This is a genomic window from uncultured Thalassolituus sp. (assembly GCF_950066645.1).
GTDB lineage: Bacteria > Pseudomonadota > Gammaproteobacteria > Pseudomonadales > Oceanobacteraceae > Thalassolituus.
This window is the reverse complement of record NZ_CATMFB010000014.1, coordinates 82,885-101,892: the sequence shown is the minus strand read 5'-3', so window position 1 is coordinate 101,892 and position 19,008 is coordinate 82,885. Positions and strand designations below refer to the sequence as shown.

Here is a 19,008-nt window from a genome sequence, read left to right as displayed (position 1 = left end):
AATACCCCGCCTCAATGCAATGCTCCGGTTATCTCATGTCAGAAATCTTTCCAGATCCTATCAATCCGGCCGAATACGATACTCAGCTCGACGAGAAAAAAGTGCGGCTGAACAGTCTGTTCGCAGAATTCGCACCACCGGCTCTGGAAGTCTATGACAGCGCGGTGTCGCACTACCGCCTGCGCGCTGAATTCCGCCTCTGGCATGAGGGCGAACGCTGCTTCTACGCCATGTTTGAGCCGGGCAACCGCAGCAAAGCCTACGAAGTCCGTGAATTCAATATAGCCTCTCCGCTCATCAATGACCTGATGAAGCGCTTATTAGCCGAGATTCACGACAGCGAACTGCTGCGCCGCCGCCTGTTTCAGGTGGAGTTCCTGACCACCTTGAGTGGCGATGCGCTCATCACCATCATCTACCACAAGAAACTGGATGACGCCTGGGAAGCAGAAGCACGTGCTCTTCAAGAGCGTATAGGCTTCCCGATTATTGGCCGCTCACGTAAGCAGAAGATCGTCCTTGAGCGCGACTATGTGACCGAAGTGCTAAATGTCGATGGCAAGCAATACAGCTACCGCCAGATAGAAGGCGGCTTTACGCAGCCTAACGGTGAGGTAAACCAGAAGATGCTCAGCTGGGCGCGTTCAGCGTCTGAAGGCATAGGTGGCGATCTTGTTGAACTGTATTGCGGCAACGGCAACTTCTCCGTCGCACTGGCCGAAAAGTTTGACCGCGTACTGGCGACTGAGATCTCTAAAACCTCGGTAAATGCCGCTCAGGTGAACATTGCCGACAACCAGATCGACAACCTCATTATTGCGCGCTTGTCGTCTGAAGAATTTGTACAGGCGCTGCGAGGCGAACGCACCTTTACCCGCTTAGAAGGCGTTGATTTAACCAGCTACGACTTCCGTACCGTACTGGTCGATCCGCCACGGGCAGGTCTGGACGACGAATCCGTCAAACAAACCGCCGGCTACGACAACATCATCTACATCAGTTGTAACCCGGACACCCTGCACGCGAACCTGACCGAACTCTGCAAAACCCACGACATCGTGCGTTTCGCCATGTTCGACCAGTTCCCGTATACCCATCACATCGAAACGGGCGTCGTTCTGAAACGCAAGGCAACCGCGTGAGCACTTCATTTAAAGACATCAAAGGCATCACCCCAGCCATGCAGGACAACCTGCAGCAACTGGGCTTCAGTGACGCTACCGAGATTCAGGCCCAGTCGCTGCCCATCAGCATTGCAGGCAACGACGTACTGGCACAGGCGAAAACCGGCAGCGGCAAAACCGTCGCCTTCGGTATTCCGTTGCTACAGAACCTGAACCCGAAGTTTTATGGCATTCAGGGTTTAGTGCTCTGCCCGACTCGCGAACTGGCGACTCAGGTCGCGGACGAGCTGCGAAAGCTCGCCCGCTTTACGCAAAACATCAAAATTGTCGTAATCTCAGGTGGCGTTTCTATCGGACCTCAGATCGGCTCGCTTGAGCGTGGCGCCCACATCGCCGTTGGTACTCCGGGGCGTATCAAAGACCACCTTCGCAAGAAAACTATGGTTCTGGAGAACGTAAATACGCTGGTGCTCGATGAAGCTGACCGCATGCTCGAAATGGGCTTCGCCGACGACATCCGCGACATTGCCTCGCACACTAAACACAATCGTCAGACGCTGCTGTTCTCTGCGACCTACCCAGACAACATCAAAGCCCTGAGCAAAGATCTGATGCACGAGCCAGAGACGATTAAAGTCGAAGCCGTACATAAAACAGATCATATCCGCCAACAACTGATTGGCTGCGGTAAAGAGAGTCGTACCGAAGCGTTATTGGCCGCGATGCAGCACTTCGCCATCGAGCAGGCGGTGATCTTCTGTAATACCAAACAGACCGTAAACGACGTGTCACAAGCACTGCGCCATGCTGGATATTTATCCCTCGGGCTGCACGGTGACCTCGACCAACGTGACCGCGACCAGACGTATATCCGCTTTAAACAAGGCAGCGCCCACTGCTTAGTCGCCACAGACGTTGCCGCCCGTGGCCTCGACGTTGATGAGCTACAAGCCGTCATTAACTACGAACTGCCACGCGATCCGGAAGTCTACGTACACCGTATTGGTCGCACTGGCCGCGCCGGCAGCGAAGGCCTGGCACTGAGCCTGTTTACCGAGCGCGAGCAGTACAAACGCGAAGCGATTGAAGACCTGCTCAAGCACAACATTCCGGCCATGCATCAAAGTGAACTGACCGGCAGCCACGACACCGGCAAGCCACCGTATGTCACCATCTGCTTTGCTGAAGGTCGCAAAAACAAACTGCGCCCGGGAGATATCGTCGGAGCCATCACTGCCGGTGGGAAAGTACCGGGCAACGTGATTGGTAATATTACCGTTCTCGACTTCGTTGCTTTTGCAGCGGTTGAGCGTGAATACGCCAATGATGCATTACGCTTGTTAGAGAAAAGCCGCATTAAAGGGCGTCAGATCAAGGTCAGACGCATCTGACACCTTACCTGGGCCGTTGTTTTTTATTACCCTCTACTAACAATAAAAAACAACGGACTGCGTATGCCAGGCTCAAACCTTATTATCGTTTTCAACGCGCTGCTGTTCGCGGCCATGCAACTCTGGCTACCGTTTGAGCCTGCCGTCGTCGATGGCCTGAGCATCCTGATCTTTATCGCCATACTCTGGTTGACCGAAGCTCTCGATGTCAGCATTACCGCGTTACTGGTGCCCACTCTGGCCGTTGTCTTTGGGGTATTAGACACCGGCGATGCGCTCAGTAAATTCGCCGACCCCATTATCTTTATCTTCCTCGGTGGCTTTGCTCTCGCCTCAGCCCTGCACGCCCAGAAAATCGACGCCGCCATCGCCAACAAAGTCCTCGATCTCGCCAGAGGCCGCTTTAATGTCGCAGTTTTTATGTTATTCGCGGTATCGGCAGGCCTGTCGATGTGGATCAGCAACACCGCCACTACGGCCATGATGCTGCCCCTGGTACTGGGCGTGCTGCACCAGTTAAATGCCGAAGACCAGCGCCCGACCTATGTATTTGTATTACTCGGTATCGCCTATTGCGCAAGTATCGGCGGCATCGCCACCTTAGTCGGCAGCCCACCGAACGCCATTGCGGCAGCGCAAAGCAACCTGACCTTCGCCGACTGGTTGGTTATGGCGGGCCCGCTGTCGATGATTTTATTACCCGTGATACTCGCCGTTTTATTCGCGGTCATTCGCCCAAACCTGAATCACCGCTTTTCAACCGAACATGAGCCACTCGAATGGACGCGCCCTCGCCTCCTCGCGTTGGGCATTTTTGCGTTTACCGTCGTTTGCTGGATATTCAGTACACCACTCAATAGGCTACTCGGCGGCCTACCGAAATTCGACACACTCATCGCCATCATGGCCATCGTACTTCTTGGCCTGAGCCGCGTTGTTACCTGGAAACAGATCGAAAAAACCACCGACTGGAGCGTGCTGATGTTATTCGGTGGTGGCATCTGCCTGAGTGCCGTACTCAAAGCCACCGGCACCAGCGTCTTCCTGGCCGACCATATTGGTGGCTTCTTACAAGGCGCACCGTTATTACTGGTGATACTGGCCGTCGTGGCGTTTGTGGTGTTTTTAACCGAATTTGCCAGCAATACCGCCAGTGCTGCGCTATTAGTACCCGTGTTCGCCGCCATTGCCGAAAACCTTGGAATTCCCGCAGTCATCCTGAGCGCGTTAATTGCCGTCGCAGCGTCCTGTGCGTTTATGCTGCCGGTCGCCACACCACCCAATGCCATTGTGTATGGCAGCGGCTATGTAGCGCAGAAAGATATGATGCGGACCGGGTTCTGGATCAATCTGAGCTGTATTGCGGTAATTAGTGGGTATGCGTGGGTGGTTTGGTGAAAAGAAGTAGCGCTACAATCAGCGCTATTCTTTGGGGATCTCTTTTCCGATTATCTTCAGGGGCGTTTTCGAAAAGCTCTTTCGCTCCCTTCCTAACCGTAACATGAACTTTCTCATCACTAGAGCTGCTCACTCATCAACCGGCACAAAGTAACCGCCATCATCGGGGAGTAAGTCCCTATAGACGCTACCAGATGTTGCATAATAACCTTCATACAAGAACGGAACTGTATTACTGATGGCGCTAAGTTCTTCATAATCATCTTTGGCCACAGTGATAGTAAGTGAGTTGCCATTTACCTCAGCAGACAAATTACCAATCATTGAGGCGCCACTACCCATTTCATTCATCCGCCAGATGTTATTTTGCGTAAACGCTAGCATTTCTGCACGCTTTTGCTGCTCTTCTTCAAACTTGAAATTCGATACACTTAACACAAGGTCATTCGCCAACGAACCATCAAAATCAACATCAAAAGATACCGCCCAATCATATTCAAGAGAGTTCGCTGATAGATTAGAAGCGTCGTAAACAAATTCCTCTGGAATATTCAGAAGTTGAATAGAGACTTCGATATGTGTATCGGAGAATGTAACACTTACCAATTCTACATCGATGAACGCAAAAGCAGCATCACCTGACACATCCACAGCGGTCGCGGTAACTGACTCAGGATCCTGCCCCGCACGATGGTCAGTACCATTATCCGCATCCTCGCCCATACATCCACAGATTAAGGAAACTGCAATGCACGCTAGAAATCTGAATGAAAAAAACATGTTAATCCTTTAACTTTTTACAAAAAATAATTAAGTAGATTTGCATTCTAACTGAATATCAATAATCTGAGTAGAAAATTTATCGTGACAGCTGCCAGAGATTGATCGTTAATACCCCGAAAGGAACTGCACTCAGTACCTCGCCCATCATTCAGGGAATGCGGAGATACATAACCTCAGGTCAGGTGAGATACTGCACGAAATATGGGTTAATTAATATATTTTTACAGCTTTAAGCATATGGTATGACTCATAAGATCGGACCAGCCACACTACGAACATTACAATTACGGTAACGCGGCTTACCTTACTACACACCGCATACTTTGTATTATTGCTCGTCACTATGACCAAGACTGAAGTCATTATGAGATAGCCTGTGTTAAGAGCAGTTGCTAGTGCAGGCCAAACCCAGACTGGAATAAATACCCTTGCCTCTATCGAGAGGTCTATTAAAACCTTCAGACTGACGTATGTTATTATTGATAAAAGCGTTGTGCCGAAGGCACATTATCAATTGGTTTGTTCTTGATAGGGTAACTCATAAAAATTCTCGTTTATGAATTTGTATAGCCGCCCATCTTTTATATGATCAATTGAATCAGGGATAGGAATCTCCCATTCATCAAAGCCTTTCAGTTTCACATATAGAGCATCCCTGACAATACCACCTCGCTTCCCATTTACTTGTATTCCTGCTAGGTAACGCATATTTTCGACACTGGACAAACTAATCCTTGTGGTAGAAGAAAATCCTCCACGAATATTTAAAGTATCTCCCTGTATCCACGCTGCAGGTTTGCGAATAGAATTTAGCACCATTACGAGTGGTATTAGAAAAGCTATAGCAGCAGTAAACCCACTCACTGCAAGAGGCATACTAAGTTTGGATAAAATCGCCCAGAAGAAGCCACCAACCGCGATCGGTACGAATAACGCTTGAAGACCGTTTCTTTTTCGTTCTAATACTTTCATCCAACCTCTCAGGAACGCCTAAACCAGTGGGCCATAGGCGTCACTTGAATGTACTTTTTATGCACGCGTTACGCTAAGCTGTTAAAACAACTTATGTTACACGAGCTTATTAAGCTTTTATTAATTGTTTAACAGTGGTATAAAATTGCTTATATCGCTACTGCTAACGTACGTTGATTCTTCATCATTACAAGCCATGTTACTGGAGAGATATTCTGATTCTAAGCCTTCGCTGTCTGTCACGGTAACTACATACGTCGTTCCATCTGCCATACATGACAAGGGCGAGCTGGTCGTTCTAATTTTATAAAGAGCATCTTTCGCTTCTTTTGTTAATGTGTCCAAAGAATAATCATAAGTGGTATATCTATCATTCAAGTTCTGAACATATCCATATTCTTGGACTATCACTATCCTTTGACTTGAATCATCCCAAATCGCAACACTTGAGTCATCAGCCTCCGATTCAGACGAATCACCACCGCATCCAGCAATAGCAAGTGAAATTCCCAAAATTAACATATTACGCATCATTGCATTCCTATCCTTGATCAATTTTTAGTGTGGCATAACGCCCGCATTTGCGGCTGGTTTGGAGCGCAGCGGAAAACCAGTCCGGCAACATGCGCTTGTTAAGAGGCATTGGTACGCTCTGCCTCGTCTAGTTTCTTTAAAGCAAACTCACCCCTTTCAGATACAGCGTGTGAGTTATCTGAAGCAAAGCTTTCGGCAAACTCTCTCGCTTCTATACCTAAATTGCCGAACTCTCGTATTAGAATCTCTGCTGAAACGCGCCTTACGATGGACGACCGATCTTCAGATGATATTTTTAGTAAGTCTATTACTGGAGTTTCAACTTCTAACTTCCGCTCGCCAACTATAGGTTTTAGTCTGCCTTCACAGTACCTTATATCAGTCCACACCCATTTTCGGCCTTCGATCCATACAACCCGCCCTTCAAATAAGCTTCGATATGCCTTAGCTCGAACCGAAGGCTGAATAGCGGATTTAGCTATTTCTTCAATTTTCCCATCAAGTACCTGAGTGCGGCCAAGCTGTGAAAAGAGTGATGGCATAGGCCCAGAAGCTGACGAAATTAACTTAGACCGGAGGGACTTTGCTATCTCCTTTTCACAGATAATTTTCAGAAGAATCTCTCTATCTGCTTCTTCAATCCTACCCAGGAGTTCCAATTTGAAAGAGCGACGCATAATGCCTCAACTACATATTCTGGATCGGTAGCCTTTACAATCTCAGGGAGCTTTTCCCTTGCGGCTTTGCGAACTTGGGGCACCCAATCGTTGAGCCTACGCACGGCAAGAGAAAAAAAGAAAGTATTCGGTGCAGCCCCAGATAGGGCTCGAAGTGCTTTTTCACGCTTGTAACCATCGCAACTTATAAGATCAAGCCAAGTTACTAATTCCTTAGGTTTTGACCATACCTTCCACTTAGGGGGAATAGATTCTCTTAAAGCTATAGAGAATTCTGAACGAATTAGACGTTCCCAGTAATCAAAACTCGAAAGAGGCAACTGAGACGTGACTTCAATTAGTTCAGACATATCAGCGACGACTTTGCTACCTGAGTTTATCGAGCTAGCAAAAGTTCTCACTGCTGAAATAATCTTATCTTCCATAATCTTTGATTGTTGCACCGGCTATTCTTTGCCTCTTAACAGATTACTAGTGTGCGTGCGCATTTATCCTGGGACACTCTTTCGAGGTTTCCTGGATAGCTCATTGACCTAATTGAGAAGTCATCCATAACTCAAATCTCCCTTCCAGAAAAACGTGCGCGCCTGTTATTTCGGCGAGAGCGTGCCTGTAAACTTGTAAACCAAATGGGAAACTCTTTGATTCGATTAGAGTTTACGGTACCCCGCTCTGACAAAACGCGCAAGCACGAAAATAAAGCGTGCGCGTTTTGCTCGAAAAGTCCGAATCACACTGTATGGATAACCATGTATTCTTTACATTCAGAAGCAGTTGCCCATATCATGACGGGACACTATTTCTGTCCATTTTTCATAGGGTACTCGCATGCTCTCTTTCAGCCACTACCTCGAACAAGCCGCTGCTCAGCATCCTGACTTCGATCTGAAGCTGAAGCATGCGATGAAGCCTGTATCCGCAAAGAAGCTGGCCGCGATTCCCGATGATCGGTGGTTGTCGTGCCTGTCGCAGTGTGTATTTCAGTCCGGATTTAACTGGAAGGTGGTAGCGGATAAGTGGCCGCGCTTTGAGGAGGTGTTCTGTAACTTCCGTCCGGATGTATTGGTGATGTGGCCGCCAGAACAGTATGAACAGTTTATGCAGGACGACACCATCATCCGCCATATGGCGAAGATCAATTCGGTGTATGAGAACGCCCTGTTCTTTACAGACCTGCAACGCGAGCACGGCTCAGCCGCTGAGTGGTTTGCATCGTGGAAGCCGGAAGACTACGCCGAGAACCTGAAGGTGTTCCGCAAACGCGGGAACCGGGTCGGCGGTCGTACAGGTCAGATCTTTCTGCGCCGTATGGGTGTGGATTCCCCCATCTTCAGTGACGATATGATTCTGGCGCTAACCAGCAAAGGCATTGTCGACGGCGTGCCTTCCTCTAAGGCGAGCTGGAAGGCCTTTATGGAGGCTATGCTGCGCTGGCGTGAGGAAACCGGTTATAGCCTGACGGAGCTGAGCCAGATTCTATCCTGGTCAGTAGGGCCACGTAGGTAGGCTCAATAATCTACCGCCGGAAAGATCGACTCAGCGTAGAGCTGTAGCTCGTAGATCCATTCCAGTTTCTGAGGCTCATGAGCAACGCGCTCTGCCGCTTGTTGCAGCAGTGGAGCAAACTGCTCAAACGTGAGCAGTGGCGAGCCAGATACGCCCTTCATCAGGCGTGATGTGCGGTGTTGTTCCCAGCGTTCGCGTTCGTCTTCGTTGAGGGTGTCGGCGAAGTTACGGGCCCGGTAGCGGAAGAGCATTTCTTCACCGCGCTCGTCCTGAAATGGGTTCGGATAATCCGCCAGATCCCAACCTTCCATGCGCTGGATTTCATCCATCGCTTGTTTGTCTGCGTTTGAGAAGAAGCCGTCGTAAAGACGGGCATCCACATCGTTAATGGCTGCAAATTCACGTCCACCAAATACCTGTGCCATTTTGTCGGCCAGTGAGCCTGCATCACGCAGAATTTTCAGGTGACGGCGCAGGTCTTCTCCACTGATCTCCCAGCGAGCCGCCTGGTCAGGCGTCAATGTATTCGCCGGTGCAAGTACCGGTGATTTGTTGATGTGTATTTCTTTCAGCGGCAGACGAGTCATGCCTTCGGGCATATCGGCTGCGCGAGTAAATACACGCTCTGAGATCTGTTCAGGCGTGAGGTCATACAGGGGGGTCGGGTCAACCGACAGATCCCAGGCGATAAAGCTGTTCTTATTAGTCGGATGCCAGCACAGCGGCGCGACAATGGCCATGCAGCCCTGCTCGACCGGGAACATACCGGATACGTGCATTAATGGTTTGTGCCCTGTCACGACGACTAAGCCTCCCAAGGCCTGCTTAGATCGGTGCTGATATAGATAACGGTATAACTTTGGTTGCTTTTCTTTGATCAGACGCGCCAGCGCGATGGTTGCCCGCACGTCAGATACCGCGTCGTGGGCTTTACCATGATCAAGGCCGTTGGCGGCGGTCAGGTGTTCGAGTTTGAAGCTGGTTTTACCCAGATCGTTCTTCGGCCATTCAATACCATCCGGGCGCAACGCATAGGCACACCGCACCACATCGAGTAAGTCCCAGCGCGAGTTGCCGCCCTGCCATTCACGGGCATATGGATCATGGAAGTTACGATAGAGGGTATAGCGGGTGAACTCGTCATCAAAACGAATACTGTTATAGCCCGCCACACAGGTGCCGGGCTGGCTGAACATCTGATTAATTCGGGCGATAAATTCGCGCTCTGGTACGCCCTTCTGTTGGCAGTCCTGCGGGGTGATACCGGTAATTAATACCGCTTCAGGGTGTGGCAGGTAGTCGTCTGACTGACGGCAGAAGATTTCGACGGGTTCTTCGATTTCATTGAGGTCTTCGTCGGTGCGGATGGCGGCAAACTGCGCCGGGCGATCCCAGGCGGGGTTGGCGCCAAAGGTTTCATAGTCGTACCAGACAATGGTATTCACTCAATGCTCCTGAGAAAGTTCGGTATGTCGCGTGGGTGTAGTGTAACGATTTGCGCGCTGCCATAAAACAAAACCCCCGGAGGATCACCTGCGGGGGTTTTGTTGCTGGCTGTTTTAATCAGCCTGAGCTTACCAGCCTTTGCGCGGGTTACCCGGAATAATCCAGCCCTGCTCTTCGTTGTCTGGCAGTGCGCCCAGCTCGCCACTGGCGAGGTAGTTATAGGCATCACGCGCAGACTGGCGTGGCAGTTCTTCCATCGGCAGATGACCGACGGCTTCGTATGAAACGAAGGTCATGTTCGGAAGGTTCACTTTAAACTGACGCATCACACGGTCAGTCGTCCATTCATCCTGCTCGCCCCACATGACCAGCGTCGGAGTCTGGATGTATTTAATGCGGTCGCTCTGGTTGTTGCCGTCTTCGAGCTGATCTTCCATCGTGCGTGCAACGTCGATAAACGCAGAACGGTTGCCTTTACGCAGCATCAGTTCCTGATTACGACGAACAATCTGGTCGGTGATTTTTTCTTCGTCGTAGTACATGGTTTCAAGGCGATCTTCTACCTGGCCACGTGGCAGTGTCCAGGAGTTAAAGCCAGCCAGTACCGGAATGGTGTTATAGCCCAGCACAGGATGCAGTTTCTGATCAAAGCCTGTGGAATCCACCAGTACCATGCGCTCTACGCGCTCTGGGTTTTCCATTGCGAAGTTCCAGGTGATAAAGCCACCGTAAGAGGCGCCAACCATCTGTACTGAATCCAGACTCAGCTTATCCATAAAGGCTTCAACTTTGCCCATCATATATTCGAGGTCGTAGGTTTCGGTCGCAGGATCTGGCCCGGTCAGACCATGCCCCGGCAGATCAAGGCGGACAACACGGAAGTCGCCTGCCAGGCGTTTTGCCCATGCATCCCAGATATGCAGTGACGAATGTTCGCCGTGAAGCATCAGTACCACTGGTCCCTGACCTTCGTCCTGGTAGTGCATTACTACACCGTCTACAGCAACAAACTTGGAAGTTTCGTCGGTATACTTTTCAGTTAACTCTGATAGAGGGCGTGATCCCATACCGAAGTAAGCACAACCGGTTGTGGCTACTACGCTGGCTATCAACAGTAGTTTGAAGAGTTTCATCGTGATCCCCGGATCTTATTATTGTTAGTTATACACGCTGCCGATACCTTACCACAGCATTCCGGCTCCGTCTCCTGTTCTGAAATAGTCTGTGAATGTCTCAGCAGACGCTTCCTAAACTCATCTGACCGGTTAAAATGATCGCCCTTTTTTCGATAAGCGTCTGCGTCACCTATGAATTTTTTGAAGAAACTCTTCGGCAACAAACAGACTCCGGCCACGACCGCAAAAGCGGGTGAGAAGCCGGCTGCAAAGGCTTCTCAAGGGAATAAAGGCCCGCTTGACCGCATTCTGAACGAGGCCTCTGCGGATACCCGGGCTTCTCTCATCCGTGAGATCAGTGACGAAGCCCAGCTGGAGCAGCTGATCCGCGATGGTAATGCCCAGTTGCGGGATCAGGTGCGCGCACTGTGGCTTGAACGCCTGATGGCCGGAGACGCCCTGCCTGCGAACGCAGCGGATGACGTTCTGATCCGCATTGCTTCGCTTGCGACAGACAGCAGCCTCAGTGAGCAGGCTCTCGCAGCGATCAAATCTGAAGAGAGCCGCGTAGAAATTGCCCGCACCCACGGTGTTGCACGGGTTCGCCAGGCGGCCGCCGCGACGCTCTCAAGTGCGGCCCTGTTGCAGAAAGTACTCGATCACGCACAGGGCAGTGACAAAGCGGTGTACCGCATCTGTAAGAACCTGCTGGCTGATCTGCGCGCAGAAGAAGAAGCGCGCCAGGCCATCCGCGATCGTATCGAATACATCCGTACTCAGGCGAAACAGCTTATCCGCCTGGGGATGAGTCCGGATTTCGTTGGTCGCCTGCAGGTGTTGGAACAACGCTGGGACGAACTGAAAGACCAGACCGCAGACGAAGATACCAGCGACATCCCTGCCCTGCTCGCAGATGCCGGTGCAATTCTGGAGGCGCAACGCCAGCAGGAAGCTGCTGAAGCGGCGCTGGCCGCCGCACTTGAGGCGGCAGGAAGTGCCCAGAAACGCGTGATTGGTCGCCTCGAAGATCTCATTGCCGATGCTCTGAATGCCGATGCTCAGGGCTGGCAGGAAGCCCTGCTGAGTGAAGAACAAGCCTGGGCAGACGCCACCAAAGAACACAGCGCCCCAGCCCCTCAGCAGAAGCGTTATGACATTCTCGTACAGAACGTCACTGATATCGTTACCAGTCTGCGCTACTGGGCAGAAACAGGCGCAGACAGTGAATTCAAGTCACCTGAAGCCGCCAGCGTCTGTCTGCAACACATTCATTGGCCAGCTGATATCCAGGCACCCGACTGGCTGATGGCTCTGCGTAAAACCGCCGGCCAGAAACCGGCGCCTGAAAAGATTGCAGCGAAGAATTCTGACGACAGCGCCGCTCGCGAGAAGATCGCCGCTCTGATGGCAGCCATGGACAGCAGCCTGAGCGACGGACAGGAAAAGGAGGCTGCGAAACAACTGCGCGACATTCAGAAGCTGCTTGATACCCTAAGCCCTGGCCGCGCGCGTGACCTTCAGGCTGCGGTGCGTCTGCTCAGTAACCGCCTGTACGAACTGCGTGACTGGCAAGGTTTCGCGGTTGCTCCGAAAAAAGACGCTCTGTGCGAACAGATGGAAGCGCTTGTAGGCGCTGAAATCGCGCCTGACGTGCTCGCTGACCGCATCAAAGCCCTGCAGGACGAATGGAAAACTCTGGGGCATTCCAATGATCGTGAACAATGGGATCGCTTCCGCGAAGCGGCAGATAAAGCCTTTGAGCCATGCAAAGTATGGTTTGCAGAGCAGGCCGAAATCCGTGCGGGATTAGTCAAACAGCGCGAAGCCCTGATTGCCGAGCTGACCCGCTACGAAGCCGAAATGAACTGGGAAAGCGCCGACTGGAAAGCCGTGCAGAATACTCTGAATGCCGCCCGCGACGCCTTCCGGACCTATTCGCCGGTAGACCGTGGTGCACACCAGAAAACGCAGACGGCCTTTAAAGAAGCATGCGACCGCATCTACGCGCACCTGAAAGCAGAGTACGATCGCAATCTGGATGCCAAAAAAGCCATTGTTGAAGCAGCAGAAAAAGCGGCAGCCAGCGATGATGCGAATGAGGCTGCCGACACGGTTAAAAAGCTTCAGCAGGAATGGAAAACCATTGGCGTTACGCCACGTGGTCCGGATCAACGCCTGTGGCAACAATTGCGTAAAGCTGCCGACGGCATTTTTGCCCGACTGAATGAAGCACGTGATGCGCGTAAGGCCGAGCTTAACGCCAGCGTCAGTGAAGCAGAAACGCAGGTGACTCAGGCCTGTGACGAGGCGCGGGCAGCAGGCAATGCTTCCGCTCTGAATGCCGCCCGCGATCTGTTGCGGGATGCCGATCTGCCGAAAAGTGCCCAGCAGCGTCTGCTGAAAGCCATCAGCGATGTTGAGAAGCAACTGAATGCCAAAGCCAATGCCGAAGCAGAAGCGGCCGCCAAAGCCCGTTGGACAGATCTGATCGCCGCCTTGCGTCAGGGCAAAGCCGCCGCCGAGGTCAATGCGAGTGAGTTACCCGCCAATGTCGCGGTTCGCTGGAATCAGGAACATGCCGGAGCCGATGCGACAGAACTGTGCATCGCGATGGAAATTCTCGCCGGGGTGGATTCACCCGACGCTGAGCAGCCCCGTCGCATGGAACTGCAGGTTCAGCGCCTGGCACAGGGGCTGGGGAAAGGTCTGAGCAAAGACGATGAGGTCGCTTCACTGATCAGCCAGTTATTCCACACGGAAGCGACTGACAGCCAGCGCGAGCGCTTTATCAAAGCACTCGAAACCACCGTCTGATACTGATCAGCCGGGCAGAACCTCTGCCCGGTTTATTCTTCCTCTTCTTCGCCTTTGCGGATCAGAAACCGCAACTCGCCGTCTTTCTCGTCATGCACCATCAGCTCATGACTCAGAAAGGCACAGAAACGAATAAAATCTTTAACCGTCGTGGGATCCGTCGCCAGCACTTCGATCACATCACCGACGTTCGCATCGTCCATAACCTTATGCAGTAGCATCACTGGCTCGGGACAGAACAGCCCACGGGCATCCAGAGTTTGTGCAATATTGCTCATACAGCTCTCTTGAAAAACAGTTGCTTCCGGGCTGCAGCAAGCACTACCCCGCAGGCAAGCCAGCACAGACCGGCAGCAATCACAAAATGAGTGGCATAGCCGAATTCTGCGGCACTATACCCCGACAGTGAACCGGCGACCATGCCGCTGATGATAACCAGACAGCTCTGAAGGGCGTAATCGCCGCCTTCAGAGTGCTCACGACAACGATCCATCATCACGGTAAACAACGCCGCCGTCGCCATGCCGCCGGTGATGTGCTCGGCGATAACCGCCAGCCACACCAGCGACATCTGTTCAGGCGAAACAAACAGATACGTGCAGAGCGCCAACCCTTCGAGTGCCAGAAACAGAGCCACTGCCGTCCCGCGATACATGCGCCCGGTTAACCAACCCCCCAGTAACGCACCGCCAAGCCCCGCGACAAAACCGCCCGTGCCCAACAGCAGGCCCATCTGTTCCAGAGTAATGCCCTGATCCGACAGATAGGGCCGCAGCATCTGCGTTCCGAATGCATCACCAAATTTATAAACGAGAATAAGTAAGAGCCAGATACCCGCGCCCTTCAGACGGAAAAACCCCAGCCACTGCGACCACGCCCCTGTGTCTGAGACGGTGTGCTGCCTCGGCTTCCACAGCCAGAGCGGCAGAGTGCCCAGCGCCATCAGCGCCGCCAGTGTAAGCAATGACATCTGCCAGCCCATAAAGGTAAACACAGACACCAGGCCACCGCCTGCCAGCACCATACCGACGCGATAACCCCCCACCTGAATGCCGTTACCTAACCCCCGTTCAGCCGGGCGCAGGTTCTCGACGGCCGTGGCGTCGGTGGCGATATCCTGTGTTGCAACCAGCACATTGATGGCCATCAGAGTCAGTGCGATCAGCAGTACACCGTCGCTGACCAGCCACTCAAACGGCACAAAAGACAGAACCACAAGAAGACTGACCGCGCTGTAATTCATCAACAGAATCCAACTACGACGATATTCACCGGGCCAGAGGGTGTAACGATCAAGCAGAGGTGCCCAGATAAATTTCAGCGCCCAGGGTAAGGCGACCAGAGACATCAGGCCGATTGAGCGTAGATCTACCCCCTGCTCCCTCAGCAATACAGGCATCGCCTGCCCGAAAAAACCGTGGGGTAACCCCTGCACAAGATACAGGGAAATCAGCGCGAGCCATTTAGCCGTGGCATTCATTCTGCGTCCGTCGAAAATAGTATTTGAGTCCCCGGCCCTGACATTCCTGATCCAAAGTGAGGATCAGACAACCAATCTAAGCAGCACGAGCAATATCTCTATTATAAGCCTAATTCAGACAGCCCCGGGTGATCATCAGGGCGACGCCCCTGTGGCCAGTGAAATTTCCGCTCTGACTCAGAAATCGGCTGATCATTAATGCTGGCAATACGTCGCTGCATCAGCCCTTCAGCACTGAACTCCCAGTTCTCGTTGCCATACGAGCGATACCAGTTACCGGAATCATCACACCACTCATAAGCAAAACGTACAGCAATGCGATTTTCGTGAAAGGCCCACAGCTCTTTGATCAGGCGATACTCCAATTCACGATTCCATTTACGGGTGAGAAATTCAGCAATGTCCTCCCGCCCGGAAATAAACTCCGCTCGGTTTCGCCAGACGCTGTCGGGGGTATAAGCCAGCGCGACCTTCTGAGGATCTCGTCCATTCCAGCCGTCTTCGGCCATGCGCACTTTTTTAGCAGCGCTTTCTGCATCAAACGGAGGAAATGGCGGTCGGGATTCTGTGGCAGTGGTCATGATCCGTTCTCATTTTTCATAGTTAAACTCAGCATGCCGCAGCCACGTAGCAGGTCAAGAGCAGAGGTCAATCGTCGGAAATGTCATAAGCCCCATCACACATCTAAGGGAGAGCGGGAAACTCCGGCGTAGCATGAATAGCTGATATCCAATGTGCAGCATCTGCCATGTATATACGGGCCGTTGCTGCGATCGGAACCTTCGTATTGAGGCTTCCCGCAGGCACGACCAGGGCATTGATTTCGCTCATTTCAACAGGCATTGCTGAACCGCAACTCTGGCAAAAACTGCGAGTATGGAGAGTTCCTTCATGGCGATAAGTAGTGACTTCCTCCGCACCTTTGATCCAGGTAAGGCGAGCGCCCGGAGCAAAGAGATTAGCCGCGTGTGCAGACCCTGAGTCTTTCTGACACCGCGAGCAATGACAGAGATAAAACGCTTTGAACGAGCCTGCTACTTCGTAGGCGACACTGCCGCAGAGGCAGGATCCTTCATGAAAGTCTGACATAGGGATGCCCCCTCCTGATATTGTTTACTCTTCAAAGTAACAGCAGGCTTCTGCGCCTGCCACTGAGAAATACTCGAAGGTATACTGCGCAATACTTCCAACACGTTCAGATCAGTAATGAGCAAAGCACTTCACCCCAGGAACAAGCATAAAAACGGGTATTCGTTTCCGCAGCTAGGAAAAAGTCATCCGCCTCTCAACGCGCACCTAAGGGACAATGGCCATGGGGCATCAGGCATCGATTTCTCAGATGCCAGCGCGGTAACCGCGCTGAATACAGCTCTGCTGGCTGACAGCTATAACATCAAAGGCTGGAGTATTCCGGAAGGTGCTCTCTGTCCGCCGATTCCGGGCCGTGTCGATTATATCCATTATGTGGCCGACCTTGTTGCCGAAACGACTTCAGCGAAAACCATCAGAATGCTGGACGTCGGCACAGGGGCAAACGGAATCTATCCACTGCTGGCCAGCAGCGTGTACGGCTGGGAATGCGTTGGCGCAGATATCAGTCCGGACTCACTGGCAAACGTTAAGGCTATTTTAAAAAATAATCCGGAGCTTCAGCCCCTGTGTGAGCTTCGTTTGCAGCCCGACAAACACGTGATGTTTTCAAACATTATTCAGCCGGATGAATATTTCGAGGTGACCGTCTGTAACCCACCCTTCCACGCCTCTGCTGATGAAGCACGCGCAAGTGCCGTACGGAAGGCGTCAGGGCTGGCAAGAAACCGCGGCGACAAAGCGGCAAACACCTCACTGAATTTTGGTGGAATGGAAAACGAACTCTGGTGTAACGGTGGCGAAGCGCTTTTTCTGAAAAAGATGGCAAAAGAGAGCCTGTTATTTGCCCGCCAGGTTGGCTGGTTTACCAGTCTGGTGTCGAAATCTGACACCCTGAAGCCGCTGAAAAAACAGCTGACAAAGTTAAAGGCCACCGATATCCGCGAAATTGAAATGGTACAGGGGAAGAAGATCACCCGGATCATTGCCTGGACCTTCAGGTAGCGGATCCTGTCATCCTCGCGAACGCGGGGATCCATTCTCAGGAAATAAAAAACCCCGCTGGGGAGCGGGGTTTGAGTGCCTTACGGCAAAGGGTCTTTATTGCAGGAGGTGGGCCTGCAAAGCAGATCAGCGCTCGAGGATAGCAACCACACCCTGACCACCTGCAGCACAGATGGAGATGAGGCCACGGCCTGAGCCCTTTTCTTCCAGCATCTTGGCCAGGGAAGCCACGATACGTCCACCAGTCGCCGCAAATGGGTGACCAGTAGCAATGGAAGAACCGTTTACATTCAGCTTGCTGCGGTCGATGCTGCCCAGAGGCGCATCCAGACCCAGACGCTCTTTACAGAACTTCTCGTCTTCCCACGCTTTCAGAGTTGAAGCTACAACACCAGCGAATGCTTCATGGATTTCGTAGAAATCGAAGTCCTGCAGAGTGATACCAGCACGCTTCAGCATACGTGGTACTGCATACGCAGGCGCCATCAGCAGACCTTCTTTCTGCTTGTTACCGTCTTTGCCGAAGAAGTCGACAGACGCAGTTTCGTAGAACGACAAGTACGCCTTAACAGGCAGGTTGTGCTCTTTCGCCCACTCTTCAGACGCCAGCAGTACAACAGACGCACCGTCGGTCAGTGCAGATGAGTTAGCTGCAGTCAGAGTACCTTTACCTGATTTCTTGTCGAAAGCAGGCTTCAGGGTCTTCAGTTTTTCCATGTCTGGAGTACGTGCCAGGTTGTCTTTTTCCAGACCCTGGAACGGAGTGATCAGGTCGTCGAAGAAACCACGATCGTAGGCAGCCAGCAGATTCTTGTGGCTGTTGAATGCGATTTCGTCCTGCTCTTCGCGGGTGATGCCCCACTCTTTCACAGTGATTTCAGTGTGATCGCCCATAGACAGACCAGTGCGTGGCTCACCGTTACGTGGAATCAGTGGCGCCAGGTGCTTAGGACGGATCTTAGCCAGCTGAGCCAGCTTCTCTTTGGTGGTCTTCTTACGGTTTGCTTCCAGCAGGATCTTACGCAGACCTTCACTGACACCGATAGGTGCATCAGAAGTCGTGTCAGAACCACCAGCGATTGCAGAGTCAATGTGACCCAGAGCAATCTTGTTAGCAGCCATCATCAGTGCCTGCAGACCAGTGCCACATGCCTGCTGGATGTCAGTGCCCGGAGTCTGTGCGTCCAGAGCGGTGCTCAGAACGGTTTCACGTGCCAGGTTGAAGTCGCGGCTGTGCTTAATAACGGCACCAGCGATGAATTCACCGATACGCTCACCTTGCAGGTTGTAACGGTTAACCAGACCATTCAGTGCTGCAGTCAGCATGTCCTGGTTAGAGGAATACGAGTACGCAGTGTTAGAACGTGCGAACGGGATACGGTTGCCGCCAATGATAGCGACGCGACGAACTGTCTGAGTCATGTCTAAATCCTGTCTGTAACTGTAAATAGCTGCTTGCCATAAATGCGGCAGAACGCAAAATATCACAATCTTCTGCCCAGTGCTGCGCAGTCTAATGATCCTGTACAGTCCGGCATTGGCTGAAGTGACACCGGCGACCATGTCGAAAGTCAATTTCAGGGGTTATGAATACTGGTGTAATCTGCTACCTTCCGGCGCTGTACATCGCGCCGATGTGATCCAAGTATCAAATCCCGTAACCCAAAACGGCAA

General features: G+C 52.0%; 18 protein-coding genes. 6 read left to right on the top strand and 12 right to left on the bottom strand.

Annotation, left to right across the window (positions count from 1 at the left end):
* The first annotated feature begins 35 nt into the window (after positions 1-35).
* From trmA to Q1L85_RS13350, 3 genes are all read left to right on the top strand, one after another.
* Positions 36-1,142: a tRNA (uridine(54)-C5)-methyltransferase TrmA gene (gene trmA, locus Q1L85_RS13360; protein ID WP_300426163.1), complete on the top strand. Its 1,107-nt coding sequence runs from the start codon at positions 36-38 to the stop codon at positions 1,140-1,142.
* Positions 1,139-2,515, top strand: a complete 1,377-nt coding sequence (gene dbpA, locus Q1L85_RS13355) for an ATP-dependent RNA helicase DbpA (protein ID WP_300426162.1) — start codon at positions 1,139-1,141, stop codon at positions 2,513-2,515. The genes trmA and dbpA overlap by 4 nt, the downstream gene beginning before the upstream one ends.
* A gap of 63 nt (positions 2,516-2,578) precedes the next feature.
* Positions 2,579-3,913: a DASS family sodium-coupled anion symporter gene (locus Q1L85_RS13350; RefSeq protein WP_300433400.1), complete on the top strand. Its 1,335-nt coding sequence runs from the start codon at positions 2,579-2,581 to the stop codon at positions 3,911-3,913.
* A 129-nt stretch (positions 3,914-4,042) separates the two neighbouring features.
* Here the strand turns inward: Q1L85_RS13350 and Q1L85_RS13345 are convergent, their stop codons facing one another.
* From Q1L85_RS13345 to Q1L85_RS13325, 5 genes are all read right to left on the bottom strand, one after another.
* A complete protein-coding gene (locus tag Q1L85_RS13345) occupies positions 4,043-4,693 on the bottom strand; it encodes a hypothetical protein (protein WP_300426158.1) in 651 nt (216 codons plus the stop codon).
* 513 nt (positions 4,694-5,206) lie between these two features.
* Positions 5,207-5,668 (bottom strand): hypothetical protein, encoded by a 462-nt coding sequence (locus tag Q1L85_RS13340; RefSeq protein WP_300426156.1) that lies wholly within the window; start codon positions 5,666-5,668, stop codon positions 5,207-5,209.
* Positions 5,669-5,788: 120 nt separating this feature from the next.
* On the bottom strand, positions 5,789-6,202 hold the full coding sequence (locus tag Q1L85_RS13335; RefSeq protein ID WP_300426155.1) for a hypothetical protein: 414 nt from the start codon (positions 6,200-6,202) through the stop codon (positions 5,789-5,791).
* 98 nt (positions 6,203-6,300) lie between these two features.
* A complete protein-coding gene (locus tag Q1L85_RS13330) occupies positions 6,301-6,744 on the bottom strand; it encodes a hypothetical protein (protein WP_300426154.1) in 444 nt (147 codons plus the stop codon).
* A 68-nt stretch (positions 6,745-6,812) separates the two neighbouring features.
* Complete coding sequence (locus Q1L85_RS13325) at positions 6,813-7,304, bottom strand: hypothetical protein (protein ID WP_300433397.1); 492 nt, start codon at positions 7,302-7,304, stop codon at positions 6,813-6,815.
* A gap of 403 nt (positions 7,305-7,707) precedes the next feature.
* Here Q1L85_RS13325 and Q1L85_RS13320 point away from each other — a divergent pair, with 403 nt between their 5' ends.
* Complete coding sequence (locus Q1L85_RS13320) at positions 7,708-8,385, top strand: DNA-3-methyladenine glycosylase I (protein WP_300426151.1); 678 nt, start codon at positions 7,708-7,710, stop codon at positions 8,383-8,385.
* Positions 8,386-8,387: 2 nt separating this feature from the next.
* Here the strand turns inward: Q1L85_RS13320 and sbcB are convergent, their stop codons facing one another.
* Together sbcB and Q1L85_RS13310 are read right to left on the bottom strand one after the other, a co-directional pair.
* Complete coding sequence (gene sbcB, locus Q1L85_RS13315) at positions 8,388-9,830, bottom strand: exodeoxyribonuclease I (protein ID WP_300433395.1); 1,443 nt, start codon at positions 9,828-9,830, stop codon at positions 8,388-8,390.
* Between the two features lie 129 nt (positions 9,831-9,959).
* Complete coding sequence (locus tag Q1L85_RS13310; RefSeq protein ID WP_300426148.1) at positions 9,960-10,964, bottom strand: alpha/beta hydrolase; 1,005 nt, start codon at positions 10,962-10,964, stop codon at positions 9,960-9,962.
* 174 nt (positions 10,965-11,138) lie between these two features.
* Between Q1L85_RS13310 and Q1L85_RS13305 the strand changes: the two genes are divergently transcribed.
* Positions 11,139-13,760 (top strand): DUF349 domain-containing protein, encoded by a 2,622-nt coding sequence (locus Q1L85_RS13305; protein WP_300426147.1) that lies wholly within the window; start codon positions 11,139-11,141, stop codon positions 13,758-13,760.
* A 32-nt stretch (positions 13,761-13,792) separates the two neighbouring features.
* Here Q1L85_RS13305 and tusA read toward each other — a convergent pair whose 3' ends face one another.
* The 4 genes from tusA to Q1L85_RS13285 all read right to left on the bottom strand — a co-directional run bounded on the left by tusA (position 13,793) and on the right by Q1L85_RS13285 (position 16,329).
* Entirely contained in the window at positions 13,793-14,038 is a 246-nt protein-coding gene (gene tusA, locus Q1L85_RS13300; protein WP_300426146.1) for a sulfurtransferase TusA, read from the bottom strand.
* On the bottom strand, positions 14,035-15,240 hold the full coding sequence (locus Q1L85_RS13295) for an MFS transporter (RefSeq protein ID WP_300426145.1): 1,206 nt from the start codon (positions 15,238-15,240) through the stop codon (positions 14,035-14,037). The genes tusA and Q1L85_RS13295 overlap by 4 nt, the downstream gene beginning before the upstream one ends.
* Positions 15,241-15,341: 101 nt before the next feature.
* The gene (locus tag Q1L85_RS13290) at positions 15,342-15,821 is read right to left on the bottom strand and encodes a nuclear transport factor 2 family protein (protein WP_300426144.1); all 480 of its coding nucleotides are present in this window, start codon (positions 15,819-15,821) and stop codon (positions 15,342-15,344) included.
* A gap of 103 nt (positions 15,822-15,924) precedes the next feature.
* Positions 15,925-16,329, bottom strand: coding sequence for a GFA family protein (locus Q1L85_RS13285; RefSeq protein WP_300426143.1), 405 nt, complete (start codon positions 16,327-16,329; stop codon positions 15,925-15,927).
* Positions 16,330-16,446: 117 nt separating this feature from the next.
* Here Q1L85_RS13285 and rlmF point away from each other — a divergent pair, with 117 nt between their 5' ends.
* Complete coding sequence (rlmF, locus tag Q1L85_RS13280; RefSeq protein WP_300426142.1) at positions 16,447-17,334, top strand: 23S rRNA (adenine(1618)-N(6))-methyltransferase RlmF; 888 nt, start codon at positions 16,447-16,449, stop codon at positions 17,332-17,334.
* 126 nt (positions 17,335-17,460) lie between these two features.
* Here the strand turns inward: rlmF and Q1L85_RS13275 are convergent, their stop codons facing one another.
* The gene (locus Q1L85_RS13275; RefSeq protein ID WP_300433391.1) at positions 17,461-18,756 is read right to left on the bottom strand and encodes an acetyl-CoA C-acetyltransferase; all 1,296 of its coding nucleotides are present in this window, start codon (positions 18,754-18,756) and stop codon (positions 17,461-17,463) included.
* Positions 18,757-19,008: the final 252 nt, after the last annotated feature.

What these genes read in the sequence shown, in the direction of transcription:
- Q1L85_RS13350 (WP_300433400.1), top strand. Translation starts at nt 2,579, where the DNA reads ATGCCAGGCTCAAACCTTATTATCGTTTTCAACGCGCTGCTGTTCGCG.
- Q1L85_RS13340 (WP_300426156.1), bottom strand. Translation starts at nt 5,668, where the DNA reads ATGAAAGTATTAGAACGAAAAAGAAACGGTCTTCAAGCGTTATTCGTA.
- rlmF (WP_300426142.1), top strand. Translation starts at nt 16,447, where the DNA reads ATGAGCAAAGCACTTCACCCCAGGAACAAGCATAAAAACGGGTATTCG.
- Q1L85_RS13285 (WP_300426143.1), bottom strand. Translation starts at nt 16,329, where the DNA reads ATGTCAGACTTTCATGAAGGATCCTGCCTCTGCGGCAGTGTCGCCTAC.
- Q1L85_RS13330 (WP_300426154.1), bottom strand. Translation starts at nt 6,744, where the DNA reads ATGCCATCACTCTTTTCACAGCTTGGCCGCACTCAGGTACTTGATGGG.
- Q1L85_RS13325 (WP_300433397.1), bottom strand. Translation starts at nt 7,304, where the DNA reads ATGGAAGATAAGATTATTTCAGCAGTGAGAACTTTTGCTAGCTCGATA.
- Q1L85_RS13295 (WP_300426145.1), bottom strand. Translation starts at nt 15,240, where the DNA reads ATGAATGCCACGGCTAAATGGCTCGCGCTGATTTCCCTGTATCTTGTG.
- Q1L85_RS13345 (WP_300426158.1), bottom strand. Translation starts at nt 4,693, where the DNA reads ATGTTTTTTTCATTCAGATTTCTAGCGTGCATTGCAGTTTCCTTAATC.
- tusA (WP_300426146.1), bottom strand. Translation starts at nt 14,038, where the DNA reads ATGAGCAATATTGCACAAACTCTGGATGCCCGTGGGCTGTTCTGTCCC.
- Q1L85_RS13310 (WP_300426148.1), bottom strand. Translation starts at nt 10,964, where the DNA reads ATGAAACTCTTCAAACTACTGTTGATAGCCAGCGTAGTAGCCACAACC.
- Q1L85_RS13305 (WP_300426147.1), top strand. Translation starts at nt 11,139, where the DNA reads ATGAATTTTTTGAAGAAACTCTTCGGCAACAAACAGACTCCGGCCACG.
- Q1L85_RS13320 (WP_300426151.1), top strand. Translation starts at nt 7,708, where the DNA reads ATGCTCTCTTTCAGCCACTACCTCGAACAAGCCGCTGCTCAGCATCCT.
- Q1L85_RS13335 (WP_300426155.1), bottom strand. Translation starts at nt 6,202, where the DNA reads ATGATGCGTAATATGTTAATTTTGGGAATTTCACTTGCTATTGCTGGA.
- trmA (WP_300426163.1), top strand. Translation starts at nt 36, where the DNA reads ATGTCAGAAATCTTTCCAGATCCTATCAATCCGGCCGAATACGATACT.
- Q1L85_RS13275 (WP_300433391.1), bottom strand. Translation starts at nt 18,756, where the DNA reads ATGACTCAGACAGTTCGTCGCGTCGCTATCATTGGCGGCAACCGTATC.
- Q1L85_RS13290 (WP_300426144.1), bottom strand. Translation starts at nt 15,821, where the DNA reads ATGACCACTGCCACAGAATCCCGACCGCCATTTCCTCCGTTTGATGCA.